This is a genomic window from Pseudoalteromonas sp. P1-16-1b (genome assembly GCF_001401785.1).
GTDB lineage: Bacteria > Pseudomonadota > Gammaproteobacteria > Enterobacterales > Alteromonadaceae > Pseudoalteromonas > Pseudoalteromonas undina.
Genome location: NZ_LKGQ01000001.1, coordinates 22112 through 36213 on the forward strand (window position 1 = coordinate 22112; position 14102 = coordinate 36213).

The window sequence follows — 14102 nt, forward strand, 5'->3', positions numbered from 1 at the left end:
TCAATACTATTTTAGCGAATCGATTATTGGGCAGTGGGATTGATCGTTATTGTTGCGGCATGAATTAGTCATTTCTTTTATGACGACTTCTAAGCGTTGAAGGTCAGCTATCTTATTTTGAATTACGTTCAATTTCAGCAAGCCTAGGGATTCTACTTTGGCACAATCGCCATCCATTGACATCAATGAAGCCACTTCTTTTAGAGTAAAGCCAAGTGCTTTGGCCTTACAGATGAATTGTAATTGTTTGGTGATTGAGTCGTCATAGACACGATAACCATTTTGAGGTTTTTGAGGCTGTTTTATCAAGCCTTCCCGCTCATAAAACCGTATAGTTTCTACGCCTATATCAAGTTCTTTAGCCAACTTGCCTATTGTTTTCATCGTCCAACCATAAAATCAACTTTAATCATGACATTAGTATATCAATACGAAGTAAAATTGCTCGAACTACAATGACTGGTTTTCACTAAAAGCTGCCCTTAGAGCATTTACGTTAACTCGTCTTGGGGCAGAAATGAGTTAAATCGGAAAGGCAGCTCATGGCACAAATGCGTCTGTTCGATTTGGTTGACTCTATTTGTTCAAATCTGACAGTTTTGGTTAGGTCTTATTAAATGAATTCATTCCGCGCTTATCTTGTTAAGCAAAAATGCTAACTAAATCACTATTAAAAGAAAGTCCGCTTAAGTTATTTTCATTAATCAGAGATTTAAACTCAGCATTGCAATAAAGTGCTGTCCCGCCTTGAATGCATGATTTGAAAACAAGATGTTTGTCTGATTTAAATGATAAGGATTTGAGGCCATCCTCAATACCATTCAGGTAAGCCTTTTCAGTAAGAAATTCGTCTTCTTCTTCGAAAACGAGTGGATTAAATAAAATTAGCTCTTTATCACACCTAAGCGGTATAAATTCCCCGTAAACTTGCAGATAGTTCCCTAGGGCAATATACGCTTTATGGTTCAAAACAAGGTAATTCGAAAATAAGTTTACGTCGTAGGCTTGCTATAAAGCTTCTTTTTCAACTTTGCAGCTAAATCCGTTTTTGACTATATCCGTTATTCTAGTTTTGCCGCTTGGAAAGCCAATCTTGGCTAATATTACTGCTTCTTTATAACTGAGGTTATTTTCTTCGGCAATTTGGTCTGCCATCGATACGATATCTAGGTCAATTATATCGTATGTTCTATCTGGTTTGTGCAATTTATAAATATCGAGTTCCTTTCCCATAAGTAATCCTTTGTGAAGTAATATTTGTGCTTATTAAAGATTAATGAAGCCAGAATATCAACTCCTTCGGCAACGCAAGCAGAACCTCATTGGATACTAGCCAAATTTTATTAGGCTGGATTACTAAAGGAGTGCGCGTTAGTTATACCTATACTCTATTCATTTATTAGCTTTTACTGTATTCATTTATTAGCTTTTAATGTAGAACTAGCAACATTTACATAATACAGATTCTCATCTTTGCCTACCAAAGCCCCTAAATATCTTCCCTTATGTAGAGCCCATGACCTTTAAAAGTAAAATAGACAGATTAGAAGGCGATAATCGCCTTATTTATCTTCCATAATATCTTTAAGTGCAATGCGCTTTAGCTTAGTACCATCGCGATACCCTTTTACTAACAATTCATCTAATACAGCGCCAGTGTAGAAGGTATAGCCATTTTCTTCATCAACGGGAAGCTCGTATACAGAGCCTGATATTTGAGGCCAAATCCAATAATTCCCACAGGGTGATAAGTGAGGTAGAACCATTGAACCTGAGCTTACTCTCCATTCATCATCATTTTTCCACGAACAAAACAACACATAGCAGGGTTTGCTATCAATAGTTTGAAACGTTAAAACAACCCACCCTTCTGGCTTGTGTTTCATATGTCACTCCATCTTGTTTACAAAAAAATTTAAGCCTCCATTAACCTTAACTTAATAAACGAGAACACCCCCTCTTTTTTCTTAAAAAAACACAAAAAATAAAAAAAAGCACATATTCACACTCAGTTAATGTTAATTGTAGTGGGGATTTATTGGATTTTAAGACCTAAATCAAAGAAGTTGGAAGAATATAACCTAGTGGTCTGACCAGTTTAACCTTCTCTATTTCTGCAATATCTGCAATCATAGCGACTGCCTTTTGAAAAGCATCAACCTTGCTGGGGCTAGGTGTGAAATTTTAAATTTAAGCTTTTAGGAGCAGCACTGAATATTACTTTCGCTTTGGGTGTTTTACTTGAACATAACAACGTCATGTTAAACACAAACATAAAATCGGTTTGGATAAGGTAAAAACAACTCGAGAAACCTTCATAGTACTTTAAAGATAAATTTTTTTTGAGAATAAATAATTTGCTCGTAGAAAAAACATTGAACTTAACTTTCGAATTTTAAAGTGAGATTAGCCCTTGAAAATAAAACAAAATTTTCAGTGGCTCCAAGGATTGATAAGCCTAATTATGACGAAAGGAATAATGTAAAAATGCTTACCAAGAACAACTATTCTAAAGATAAACCTTTTAATTTATCACCCATTATCTATAGTGTAAAGACATTTATTTTTTGGGAGGTAAAATTATGACCGTTACAAAGACGAACGCTAACGTTCACAGAGGTCGATTTGTTATACGATTTTACTCCCATAAAAATCAGTGCGCACTTAATCCCGAGTCATTTCAGGAGCTGATCCTGGCTTTTAAACTGGAATGTGACCCTAATGTGAAGCTGTTTGCCACCCAGCCTGAGCAAATAGAAGTGACTATAGACAAAAAAGTTTACCGCTATACACCCGACTTCTTAGTCCTATATCATTCTGGCTTCGCTGAATATATTGAAGTTCATCATGAGTCTCAGGTTGATAAAGAGTATCACTCGAAAATTCATCTTTTTAATGAGTACACCCGAAAAAAAGCACAAATAGGTTTACGGTTAATCATCGTCGATAAGCTCAATACTATCTTTATGGCGAACCTTAATCTGATAACAATGTATTACTCGGAGCATTCATTCCCATTAACAATGCTGCCTGATGGAGATTTAACCTTTGGTGAACTCATCGAATGCTTGGAGGGTATAGCTAAAAACCCAGTGTCAGAGGCTTATGGACTAATTGCATCAAATGTATATAAATTCGATATGGAGAAGCCGTTAAACGCCTCTACTACATTGATGCGAGGTCAACTCAAATGATCGGATATGCTACGGGCACTGACTTGACTAATAAGTACGGTAACGTTGAATCTATTGCGTTTGTTGACAGTACATCAATACTCCTTTCCGGTGATGGTATAGAGACTAAGAAGCGCCTATTACCTCGAGACGACTTTGAGAAATCAATTGATGATCAAGGCTTTATATTAAGAAGCGCACAGCATCCACATATTGAACTAACAGAATATCAAAAGTTAACGGTTACATCACGATTGATTTATCAATCTATCTTGAAAGAACTGGTTAGTGAAGGATACCCTGCTACAACCAAGAAGACATATGATGAGCTCATCAAACGAGTCGAGAGTCAACATCCTGCAACTATTGCCACAAAACACCCGCAATGGAAAACGGTATGTCGCCATTGGCGCGTATGGGTTCAATCAGATTTTAATGATGAGGCGCTTGCGGGAGTGAAGCGTAATAGGCCTATACGGCTAAATGCGGCCACTGAGGCTTTCATACAGCACTACATCGCTACCGTCTATTCGTGTAATAACTCTGCTTTCAAAGGCGCATATTACAGTAACTATAAACGAGAAGCGCAAGAAGCTAGCTTGAAAAATAATGAGATTCAAATCGCATCACAACGCACCTTTTACCGCCGGTTACAAGAGCTTACTGATGCCGAAAAACTTGCTAATTTTAAAGGCCTTTCACAAGCGGAAATCAATAAGCGACTAACAACGCTACGTAAACGAATAAAAACCTATTACGCAATGCAGCGCGTTGAATGCGACCGTGTTGTGCTAAATATGTGTTTAATTGACGACAAAACAGGTCTTCCGACACCGCCTATTTCTTTGTATGTAGCAATAGACGTATACACACGCGCACCTATCTCTGTGGTGCTTAGCTTTGAACCTGAAAACTCTGCCGGTGGGCTTAATCTTTTACGTCAAATATTTATGGCAGATAGTAATCTTACAATGAATGGACGTAAACCGACTACATTGATTATGGATAATGGCCCAGGGTTTAATAATCGTTTGATAAAAAAGGCTGCGGAGCGACTAGAGTTAAATATTCATTATACACCATCAAATCAACCTGCTAAGAAGCCATTCATTGAGTCATTTTTTAATGTGTTAAGAGATCACTTTTTTTCGGGTATGAAGATTGAAACGCAAAGTGGTGAGACGAGTATTGGATTTCAAAGTTATTCAGGAAAACGTACTAACCCGAACTCACTCGACACAATTCCATTAGCTAAACGTGCGGATATAAAGGTATCTGATTTTACAAAGCTACTGAATATATTTTTGACAGAATACATGCACAAACACCATAAACAGGCTGGCCATACGCCTATCAAAAAATGGAATCAGTCCATTATTGATACGCCTATGCCTTCATTCACATATGATCAGCTACAACATTGCTTCCACGTGTCCAGAGCCCAGGCCTCACATAAATTACAGCAACGTGGAACTATCAGATGTTTAGGTCAAGATTATTACAGTGATGAGCTAAAACAACTATACGCGGCTACTAAAACAGACATGGAGCTGGGTGAAAACCCCTCTGTTTATGTGTTTCATGACGACCTAGATGCCAGAAAAGTAACAGTTCAAGCAACACTGCCTGGCGAGAACAATCCTGTGGAAATAGTGGCTGATAATATTGACCATCATGATACTAAACTACCAGTCAGCTTTGCTGAACTAAATGGCAATCAAACTCTGACCCAACTCGGAATATATACAGAAACTTTCTCCCATACTCCTACTGGTCACTATGTCGGTGAAATAACTGAATTCGTAAAGCAAAAGCCCAAACGCAAACAGCACAGGGGCCCGAAGGTAGCGTCTTTCAATAAAAATACGAAAGAGAACTTATCCATTGTAGAGCGAATAAAAAAATCTCATAAAGTGAATGAACTTAAATCACAGATATCGCACTCAGGTGAACAAGATACCTACGCAGATACGATAGTGAGCAAAACCAGAGAAATGGCCTCTACCCGTTATAATGATGATGAAGGAAATGAAAAACAATGGTAACTATGCCCAGTACAATTTTCGCATGTGACATACAAATGAAGATATGGCAGAGGATAGCGGAAATCCACAATATGTATCACGTACCTTCAGAGGATAAACGAGCTCAACTTATTTATGGTGCCTCGGGTGCTGGCAAGACGTATATATTAAAGCAGTATCACGCTCAGTTTTTACCTGTTACTAAGCCAGAAAAAACGACAAAACCAATCTTTTATGTCGCTTTTAAGGAGTTTAAAAAAAGTACTGCAGAGATAACTCGATTTTTAATTTCAGAGCTAGAGGGAACAACACAAAACTCTCGCACTACTGCAGCTGAATTGGATGCCCAACTTATCTCACTTCTCAAAGACCTAGAAGTGGAGCTAATCATTCTTGATGAAATTCAGAATATTGCCTCAAGTTATGATGGGATAGAGTTTCAACGAATTATTAAATATTTTTGCTATCTGATCGATAGCAACAAGATCCGTTGTTCGATTATTTTCGCCGGTACAAGCAGTGCTAAGCGCCTTATTACATTTGGTAGAACCGCCGGTAAATTTGACGATGACGAGCAGATGTCTCGTCGACAAATGCGCCCCATTGAAATTAAGCCAATCCTTCCTAAAACGAAAAACTGGATTGCCTGTTGTAATTGGTTCATTCAACAAGTTGGGTTGCCAAATTTAACAAAGGATGAGCACAGTGAGCTACTTGATCGTATTTACCTTGCGTACAGTGAGCACACCATGAGTACAATGCGCGATTTATTTTTACGTAATAACACACGAAATGCAAAAAACTATGATCAGCTTATAGAAGCCTTATTTGAAAACTTTGAGAAATATGCAATTGGGGCTGTCAATCCATTTGATTATGAACTTTTAACAAAAAAACAATTAGATGCATATCTAAATGAGCAAGATAAAAACCTTAGAAGTCAGTTCTATTCGGGGTTATGCTAATGCGTTTCCCAATAAAACCCTCTTACTATGAAGCGGAGTCAGGTATTGGTTATGTACTTCGTTTACTTAAAAGAAATGGCATACAATCAGAATCTCGCGTACTTAATAAGGCTATGCTAACCAGTATCATCAAAGGTAGATCAACAAAGAACGAACTCCTTGATCACCTTATTCCTATAACTCGCACTTTATCATCATTAAAGATAAAGTGCTGGACACATGCGAGATTGCTAACGCCACAAGTTTGTCCAGATTGTGTTAACCAATATGGGTATTTTAGGGCCCAGTGGCAAAATCCATTTTTACGACACTGTATTATTCATGAGTGTGCCCTGTTATCCGAATGCCCTCATTGCAATTCACCGCTGCAATTTACCATTAATCTTCTAAATGGCCGCTGCACATCACCTTTGTGCGGCTTACGCTTAACGCATATACCATTGAATAATCAATTAAAATCACCTGAACAAGTCCACGATGCATACCTCATAGCTAAAGTGATAGTTGACGATAGTAATACACGAACGAGTTTCCCACCAAAGGAGATTACCTCCACATTATTAAATAGAGCGGCTGATATTCTTAATAACCCAGATAGTGCTAGAGTATTCTTAAGTGAAAGGGCTAAACGTGTACCAACAGATCTACCGTTGAACATTGAGTTTCACAAAATTGAAATTATTGTTCAGAATTTGCTATGTGAATGGGGGTCATTATCCACACTATATGAAATGTATAATAGCGAGTATATTCGTTCAAAAGCTCCCATAACTCAGCTTTGGTTTGAAGCTCAAACAGCCTCCTCTATAATTGGGATAACCTTTAAACAAATCGCTCTTTTAGTCGAAGTTGGATTGATAAGAACTGATTCAAAAAAGGCCTTAAGAACAGATACTCGCGTTGAAATATCAGGTGTTTATACCTTTTTAGCCGAGTTCAGCCACAATAAAGATTACGTCCCCCTTTCTGAGCTACGTCGCTTTATGGCTCTTCATAATATCTGTATAACTGATGTACTGATAGCTGCTAAAAATAAAGAATTATCAATAACATACAAACCTTCATTAGACTTAATGCATTCCATACACGTTTTGCCTGAAGCATTCGATACCTTTTGTAAATTACATACTCAACTTATAAGAGATAAAACGATGTCCGTTGCAAACGTAGCTGAAGTCACCGGTATACCAAAGGTAGAACTAATGAGGTTGATTAATACCGGTAAGCTCAGGCCCGTTTACATTCATGGCAATAATTCAAAACGTATACTTAATTGTGATACTTTGAAGTTGGCGAAAACGCAAAACAAACAGCTATCACTCGACATTTAGTACTTTGTAATTTCAACTTTAATTTTTAGGCCGAGACATGTTCTCGGTCTATGCTTTATTAATAACAATACCGGCAGTTCACTAAAACTAATCGACTGAATATCAATAAGTTTAACTTTCCCTTTTTTAATAAAGGTTTAGTAACTTCATCCATAACTAAACCTAAATCAAACCAAATTTGAATTAACTCAACATTACAAATGAAGCTTCGCATATCTGCATTTTAACTTTCACTTAAATGGCTTCATTTCTCTTTATCCTAAAAATCCATTTTCTAATCGATTTACTACACTTTTACTAAGTAAATATTAGCGTATAGTGTTCGCCACTAATTTACCGAATACAGAATCTACTTAATTATGTGCTCATTAAAATCAAGTCAGAGTTCTTCAGTGGCAGAATGAGAATCTGCAAGGCAGAATGAGAACTTTTTGGCTGGATGAGAATTTGTGTTGGGGCAGTTTTTAGCTATAAATAATTCTCAATTTAAGAGGCGCAGTACCGATAAAGAACACAAGCTAAGTTATTGTTTTGAAATCTTATTACATGGCTGAGATTCTCAAGTTATATGGCGCCGATCATTTTTGGCCAGCGCCACTTAAATTGGGAATTCGCGGCAGCTTGAGAATTGTTTGAATTTCATTCGAAGTATGGCACTTAAATTGAGATTTATTAACTAAAGTCTCGCCTTAAATTTAAGTAGGTTCAGGGTCTGTTGACCTTTCAAGGTTAAATTTGCAGCAGTCTGTTTGGTCTTTAGGCAAGGCTGAGTCTATGTGGTGTGGTTATTCCCCATAAATAGGCGATAACGCAGCATCAATGCCAAACAGGCGCTGCCCGAAGGGTTCTGCCTAGGGGCAATTAACTCTTTGTTGCTCGATTTTTACTTAGCCCACTAGGTTACAAATCTCGCGTCGCGATTAAATCCCCCCTAGTTTGAACAAATATTAATCCGTAAAGGCCAACAGACCCTAAGTTTAGGTAAATAGTTGAATGATTAAAATGAATTACATTAAGTCTGAAGAAGCCTTAATGTATAAATATAGAATTAATGCGTGAGCTATTTCCGGTTTGTGCCATTTGCAGACAGTGGTAACGCTGTTTTAAGTTGCGATTTATAGCATGCTAAAATCGCGAAGCGATGGCACGCTGTAAATTATCAATTTGAAAACTCTTGTTATGGTGCTTTTACAACAAACCTATAAATGAGTTTTCTATACCGTTTAAAAAATTAAGTTAAGTTTTTGAAATTTTATACCACTACAAGTGACTTTAGAGTTAAAGCTGATGAAAATTATCAATTTATAAAATTTATAATGAGTGTGACAATCGCGATATTAATTTTACTTCTACTGATTGTTGCCTACTTTATTTACTGCTCGATACAAAACCCATTTATGTCATTACGCGATACCATAACGGATATTGCAACCAATGCTGATTTAACAGCTCGTGCTAAGGTTCAGGGTAAAGATGAGATTGCAGATACCGCATCTAACTTTAATGATATGTTACTTCGGATCCAAGGTTTAGTAAAAGATATGGCAGGCGCAACACTAACACTTGCTTCGGCAGCTGAAGAAATGAACTCTATTAGTATTCAAGTAGCCAGCACAGCAACCCAGCAAGAGCAACAATCAGCTATGATTGCAACTGCAATTACCCAAATGAGTAGTGCAATAGAACAAGTTGCTCAAAACGCGCAAATAACCTCTGATAAAGCCACAAGTGCTGACATAAAAGCAGGCCAAGGTCAGCAAGCTGTTGCTGATAATATCGAGTCAATAAATACGCTTTCAACTTTGGTTAATACAAATACGCAGCTTATTACAGATCTAAATACACAAACCAATGATATAAACCAAGTTGTGATGATGATCCAAAGTGTTGCTGAGCAAACTAACTTGTTAGCCTTAAACGCAGCCATTGAAGCAGCAAGAGCTGGCGACTCAGGTCGAGGTTTTGCCGTTGTAGCCGATGAGGTAAGACAACTTGCCCACAATACTCAAAAAGCAACCGCTAGCATTAATGAAATGATCACAAAACTACAAGGCATGGCTCAGCAAGCTGTTAATGCGATGGGTAACGCAGAAAGCAGCGCTAAAGAGAGTGTCGACCATGCTAATTATTCTTCACAGGTACTCAGCGAAATTAACCAAGAAGTTACCGAAATTGCAGATATGAATACTCAAATATCAACCGCGACTCAGGAGCAAAAAATGGTCGCAAATGAACTAAGCAGCAATATTAATGAGTTTAGCGCGAGTATTACTTCTGTCAGCGAAAGCTCGCAACAAAATGCTCAAGCATCGCAAGAACTCGCACAGCTTGCGGCAATGCTACAAGGACAAGTTAATGTATTTAAAGTTTAAGTGCTTTAATTTTGAGGCATATTAGCGCTTATACTTTAAATAAAAACCTTATATGCCATCATTTAAATGATTAAATGATGGCATATTGGTTACTTTAAGCGCTAGTTTTATTAGACAATATAGTTATCCAATCACTGGGGTTTGAAAGTATAAACTGATATGAGCTGCCATCTTGCGTGAAAACCTCTATCGCATCAGCCGTTATTGGAATAAGGCCTGCGCCCTTACCTTTACATTCAACCACTTTTAAAATTGTATTACGTGGAATTGTATGTGGTTCTAACCCCAATTTTTCATTAAAAGGTTCAAAATTTACATTAGTCTGCGTAATCCAAAACTTTCCGTCCGCTTTCATGACTCCATTTTGAATGGTTGCCATTGTTGATTTAACGACAGTTGATTGCATATTTAAATTCCTTTACACGTGCATATAATTTCAAATTGTTCAACTTCCTTCTGTTTATTATTACAGCTAACTTGATAGCCAAAAGCAAGTTTATTTGTGCACTAACGCCACAAAGCCACCTTTTAAATTTAAAAGTTACCCGCATATATTTACCTGCTTTAAACTTTGTGGAATAATCGCCATCCTCTTAGGGGAGTAGCCCGCTCAGTAATGAGTAAACTTATCAACATAATTGCACCTCATGTGCATGGTAAGTTTGTAATGTTGTAGCAAGCGTTATCGGCGAGACCTAGGTAGACACTATCCTCATGGCGGGAGATAGCTGTTTGCCTTGGTTTAATATTCCCGCCTGAAGATTATATTAATGGATATTTTTTTAACCTCTACCGTCACTGTTGCCCTCGCTGAAATAGGCGATAAAACTCAACTTCTATCGCTATTACTTGCGGCACGTTTTCATAATAAAATAGCGCTTATTTTAGGTATTCTCGCTGCTACTATTATTAATCATGGTTTATCTGCCTGGTTTGGTGATTGGCTGAGCGGAAACTTTGCCGTCGAATACTTACCTTGGATAGTTAATATAAGCTTTATTGTGGTAGGGCTGTGGCTACTTATTCCAGATAAAGATGAAGACGTTAGCCACAAGTACGACCGCTATGGTGCATTTTTAGTAGCCTTAATCTTATTTTTTATTGCTGAAATTGGCGACAAAACACAAATTGCAACCGTGTTGCTCGGTGCACAATATCAATCTGTTTTATGGGTAACAATTGGTACAACCCTTGGTATGCTAATCGCCAATGTCCCGATTATTTATGCCGGTAAGGCGCTACTAAAAAGAATTCCATTAAATACCGTTAGAGCGATAGCCGCCACTGTGTTTGTATTACTTGGTGTTTATGGCTTAGTAACCATTATGTAATTAAGTAACCTGAATTTTGGATAATAAGTCTTTTAACCAGCGTTCAGGTTAAGTAATTTACAACAAAAAACGCTTACCTAAAGTAGGTAAGCGTTAAAAAAGCATTAGCACATATCATAAATAGAAATAAGCGAGCTATTATGCTCGGTTAATGCAATAACACCCTTTTGTATCGGCAATTAACAATGATGAGTTAAAACCAGCTTGTAGATTACTGATCACGGTCTCTACAAACCCGCTACCTTGAGAGCATGCCAGCCCTTCAGATAAAGGCCCTGCATAAACAAACTCACCATTTTTATCAATTAAAACCGCGGCTGGTGTAGCCGGAACCACTGACTTTAGTTGGCTATTGAGTTTAAATGTTTGTACCTCAACGCCCTGATTTTTCGCAAACCGCTGTAAAGATGATAGGTGTGGTTTAGCTTGTATAGTACATCCACATTTATCTTCTGTAATAATAAGTAGTTGAGCACTATCTTTGTTTTGCCAAACCACCTGTTCTTTAAATTGCGAAAACCAATTGTGTCGTTCCAGCATTTTATTTTCATCAAAAGGCTTTAATTGGCCAAGTTGAAAATACACTAAACCCGACACAACAACGACAAGCCACACACCAATTAAAGCAACAATAAAATAGCGCTTATTAGTTAAATTTTGCAATGCTTTGCTCTAACACATCAATACTCACATCAATCATTTGTACCTTGGCGGTAAGTTGATCAACAATTTTTCCGTCTTCATGTTGGCGTTGACGCATTTGATCTGTGCTTATTGCAATTTGCTCGGTATTGCCTGCCTGCTCAGCAACTACTTGTGCAACCGAATTAGAGCTTGTGGATACAGCCTGTATCTGCTCGCTCATTGACGAGATATTCTCTTTCATAGTGGCACTAATTTTCGTAAGATCTACAACAAAATCAACACATTGATTCATAGATTGTGTTGAAGTGCGGCTGTTATTCACTAAATCTGTTAACGTAGATGCTATTTTTGCTGTTGTTTTCTGGCTGTTATTCGCTAAAGAACGAACCTCATCTGCAACGACAGCAAAACCACGACCATGCTCGCCCGCTCTGGCTGCTTCAATTGCAGCATTGAGTGCTAGCAAGTTAGTTTGATCCGCTATACCTGATATTTCATTCAACAAACCTGTAATTACATCACCAGCTGCCACCAAATGACTTAGCTGCTCTTCTGTATTGGTTAGTAATGTGAGCAACTCCTTGCTCTTACTGTCTGTTTGTAATACTTCTTGCAAAGCTACATGAGCAGAATCGGTGATATTGCTAACTTGCTGCTTTAAAATATCACTCTCTTGCTCAACCAGTTTAAAACCGTGGGCTACTTGTGAACCTGAATTGGCAATATCATCGGTTTGTATATTTCGGTGCTTAGCACTGTCTGCCAGCTCATCATGCACATTTATAAGTTCTTGAGAATTATTTTTTAATGAATCGGATTGAGTTTGAACCTGTTTTATAACATCCGACAAGTATTCTAGTAGCGTGTTAAAGCCTACTACTGCACCGCTATTGGTATCATCAGCTCGCATTGAGAGCTTTACTTGCTCTGGATCTTGCATTATTTGCTCAGTGGCATGGCTTAACGACAAACCTGCACGACGTTCGCGTTGTAATGTTACTGCAATAAAACCAGCAACAAGGGCTTCTACAATGGCATAAGCTGCGTGAATAAGCACAGTTGAAAAAGCGAGTCGGTCGGGGTCAAATACATAAAACCCCGTGTTTTGCGTTTGTAAATAGTAAAAAGATAAATGATGAACAGCAACAAATACAATCGCCGTAATAAATACTCGCCACTCAACAAACATTATTAACATGGCTAAGAAAATAAATATTTCAAAATGCACTTCAATAAGCCCATAAGCTTGTTGAATATGCAAAAATGAAAACATCATAATAGCGGCAGCTACCACGTGCGGTGTAATTTTATTCTCAGGTTGGGTTTTTAATAACCATATAGGGAGCAAGCATAGGGGCAAGCCGACCAAAAACGCCTCTGTTAATGTATCAAAATAAAGGCCTATACCAATAGACTCGACAAACAATAAACAGAATATGATTGTAAACAATCGGCTCACACTAGACATAAAAACCTTAATTAATTTTGTAATAAATTAAACACGCTTATTGCTAATATAACCTTTAACAACTCGCAATTTTTTACTTTAAATCAAGCCCAGCATTACTAATTCAGGTTGATTTAAAAATGTTTTTAATGCGCTACTTAACAATTGATAGTATTTGTTTAAAAGTAGACGTCCCTGCTTTTTTTGTCCATTGAAATATTATTGTCTCTGCACATGATATTACTGCACCGGCTTGACGAAGCTGCTCAACCGCAATGGCTTTGTGCTCTGCATTTCTTGAGGCTATTGCATCTGTAGCAACAGTTACTGCATAACCTTGTTGTAGTAAATCTAAACAGGTTTGTAATACACAAACATGCGCTTCTGTACCCATAACAACAACATGAGGGCGCTGTAATTGCGAAAGAGTATCTAAAAACCCCTCTTCGGCGCAGGCACTAAAATTTATTTTTTCGATATATTGCGCGTTTGGTAAAGCTTGCTTAATTTTCTCATCACTTTCACCTAGTCCTTTTTTATAATGCTCTGTAATTATTGAAGGAATTTGATGAATAGCACTTGCATTTGCAAGCTTTAAAGCACACTCTAAGGTCGTATTAAATGAGGATATAGCCGGTGCTAGTTTGCTTTGTAAGTCGATTACTAAAAGTACGCTGTGCTCTGAGTTGATATTTTCTCTAAAATTCATTTGTAGTCCTTTCATTTTAGTTAAATTGACTTTTAACACCCACAAGCGGGCAACAATTAATTCACACTTATAGTGCTTTTTGTAATTTTTAAATTAAACTCATGT

General features: G+C 37.5%; 14 protein-coding genes. 6 read left to right on the top strand and 8 right to left on the bottom strand.

What is annotated here, in order from left to right; genetic code table 11:
* Positions 1-6: 6 nt before the first annotated feature.
* The 4 genes from AN392_RS00120 to AN392_RS00135 all read right to left on the bottom strand — a co-directional run bounded on the left by AN392_RS00120 (position 7) and on the right by AN392_RS00135 (position 1886).
* Positions 7-384 carry a MerR family transcriptional regulator gene (locus AN392_RS00120; protein WP_010557530.1) on the bottom strand — a complete coding sequence of 126 codons (378 nt, stop codon included), beginning with the start codon at positions 382-384 and terminating at the stop codon, positions 7-9.
* Between the two features lie 258 nt (positions 385-642).
* Positions 643-969, bottom strand: a complete 327-nt coding sequence (locus AN392_RS00125; protein ID WP_055011433.1) for a hypothetical protein — start codon at positions 967-969, stop codon at positions 643-645.
* 39 nt (positions 970-1008) lie between these two features.
* Positions 1009-1233 (bottom strand): hypothetical protein, encoded by a 225-nt coding sequence (locus AN392_RS00130; RefSeq protein ID WP_055011434.1) that lies wholly within the window; start codon positions 1231-1233, stop codon positions 1009-1011.
* Between the two features lie 329 nt (positions 1234-1562).
* On the bottom strand, positions 1563-1886 hold the full coding sequence (locus tag AN392_RS00135) for a hypothetical protein (protein WP_024032696.1): 324 nt from the start codon (positions 1884-1886) through the stop codon (positions 1563-1565).
* A gap of 837 nt (positions 1887-2723) precedes the next feature.
* Between AN392_RS00135 and AN392_RS00140 the strand changes: the two genes are divergently transcribed.
* The 5 genes from AN392_RS00140 (at position 2724) to AN392_RS00160 (ending at position 9865) form a co-directional block, all read left to right on the top strand.
* Positions 2724-3194 (top strand): TnsA endonuclease N-terminal domain-containing protein, encoded by a 471-nt coding sequence (locus AN392_RS00140; protein ID WP_152965227.1) that lies wholly within the window; start codon positions 2724-2726, stop codon positions 3192-3194.
* On the top strand, positions 3191-5218 hold the full coding sequence (locus AN392_RS00145; RefSeq protein WP_055011436.1) for a DDE-type integrase/transposase/recombinase: 2028 nt from the start codon (positions 3191-3193) through the stop codon (positions 5216-5218). Before AN392_RS00140 ends, AN392_RS00145 begins: the two co-directional genes overlap by 4 nt.
* 35 nt (positions 5219-5253) lie before the next feature.
* The gene (locus tag AN392_RS00150) at positions 5254-6162 is read left to right on the top strand and encodes a TniB family NTP-binding protein (RefSeq protein WP_223866401.1); all 909 of its coding nucleotides are present in this window, start codon (positions 5254-5256) and stop codon (positions 6160-6162) included.
* The gene (locus AN392_RS00155) at positions 6162-7493 is read left to right on the top strand and encodes a TniQ family protein (protein ID WP_055011437.1); all 1332 of its coding nucleotides are present in this window, start codon (positions 6162-6164) and stop codon (positions 7491-7493) included. The genes AN392_RS00150 and AN392_RS00155 overlap by 1 nt, the downstream gene beginning before the upstream one ends.
* A gap of 1316 nt (positions 7494-8809) precedes the next feature.
* The gene (locus AN392_RS00160) at positions 8810-9865 is read left to right on the top strand and encodes a methyl-accepting chemotaxis protein (RefSeq protein ID WP_235575553.1); all 1056 of its coding nucleotides are present in this window, start codon (positions 8810-8812) and stop codon (positions 9863-9865) included.
* A gap of 94 nt (positions 9866-9959) precedes the next feature.
* On the opposite strand, the gene AN392_RS00165 is transcribed toward AN392_RS00160, so the two are convergent.
* Positions 9960-10271 (bottom strand): hypothetical protein, encoded by a 312-nt coding sequence (locus AN392_RS00165; RefSeq protein WP_055011438.1) that lies wholly within the window; start codon positions 10269-10271, stop codon positions 9960-9962.
* Positions 10272-10635: 364 nt separating this feature from the next.
* On the opposite strand from AN392_RS00165, the gene AN392_RS00170 reads away from it, so the two are divergent.
* Entirely contained in the window at positions 10636-11196 is a 561-nt protein-coding gene (locus AN392_RS00170; RefSeq protein WP_055011439.1) for a TMEM165/GDT1 family protein, read from the top strand.
* A gap of 138 nt (positions 11197-11334) precedes the next feature.
* On the opposite strand, the gene AN392_RS00175 is transcribed toward AN392_RS00170, so the two are convergent.
* The 3 genes from AN392_RS00175 to AN392_RS00185 form a co-directional block, all read right to left on the bottom strand.
* Positions 11335-11859, bottom strand: coding sequence for a DUF6436 domain-containing protein (locus AN392_RS00175; protein ID WP_055011440.1), 525 nt, complete (start codon positions 11857-11859; stop codon positions 11335-11337).
* Entirely contained in the window at positions 11843-13309 is a 1467-nt protein-coding gene (locus AN392_RS00180; RefSeq protein WP_055011441.1) for a methyl-accepting chemotaxis protein, read from the bottom strand. The genes AN392_RS00175 and AN392_RS00180 overlap by 17 nt, the downstream gene beginning before the upstream one ends.
* A 133-nt stretch (positions 13310-13442) precedes the next feature.
* Complete coding sequence (locus AN392_RS00185) at positions 13443-13997, bottom strand: isochorismatase family protein (protein ID WP_055011442.1); 555 nt, start codon at positions 13995-13997, stop codon at positions 13443-13445.
* Positions 13998-14102: the final 105 nt, after the last annotated feature.

Bases quoted from the DNA above. Each gene is read 5' to 3' on its own strand.
- AN392_RS00155 (WP_055011437.1), top strand. From the start codon at position 6,162: ATGCGTTTCCCAATAAAACCCTCTTACTATGAAGCGGAGTCAGGTATT.
- AN392_RS00165 (WP_055011438.1), bottom strand. From the start codon at position 10,271: ATGCAATCAACTGTCGTTAAATCAACAATGGCAACCATTCAAAATGGA.
- AN392_RS00160 (WP_235575553.1), top strand. From the start codon at position 8,810: ATGAGTGTGACAATCGCGATATTAATTTTACTTCTACTGATTGTTGCC.
- AN392_RS00135 (WP_024032696.1), bottom strand. From the start codon at position 1,886: ATGAAACACAAGCCAGAAGGGTGGGTTGTTTTAACGTTTCAAACTATT.
- AN392_RS00145 (WP_055011436.1), top strand. From the start codon at position 3,191: ATGATCGGATATGCTACGGGCACTGACTTGACTAATAAGTACGGTAAC.
- AN392_RS00150 (WP_223866401.1), top strand. From the start codon at position 5,254: ATGAAGATATGGCAGAGGATAGCGGAAATCCACAATATGTATCACGTA.
- AN392_RS00130 (WP_055011434.1), bottom strand. From the start codon at position 1,233: ATGGGAAAGGAACTCGATATTTATAAATTGCACAAACCAGATAGAACA.
- AN392_RS00170 (WP_055011439.1), top strand. From the start codon at position 10,636: ATGGATATTTTTTTAACCTCTACCGTCACTGTTGCCCTCGCTGAAATA.
- AN392_RS00185 (WP_055011442.1), bottom strand. From the start codon at position 13,997: ATGAATTTTAGAGAAAATATCAACTCAGAGCACAGCGTACTTTTAGTA.
- AN392_RS00120 (WP_010557530.1), bottom strand. From the start codon at position 384: ATGAAAACAATAGGCAAGTTGGCTAAAGAACTTGATATAGGCGTAGAA.
- AN392_RS00180 (WP_055011441.1), bottom strand. From the start codon at position 13,309: ATGTCTAGTGTGAGCCGATTGTTTACAATCATATTCTGTTTATTGTTT.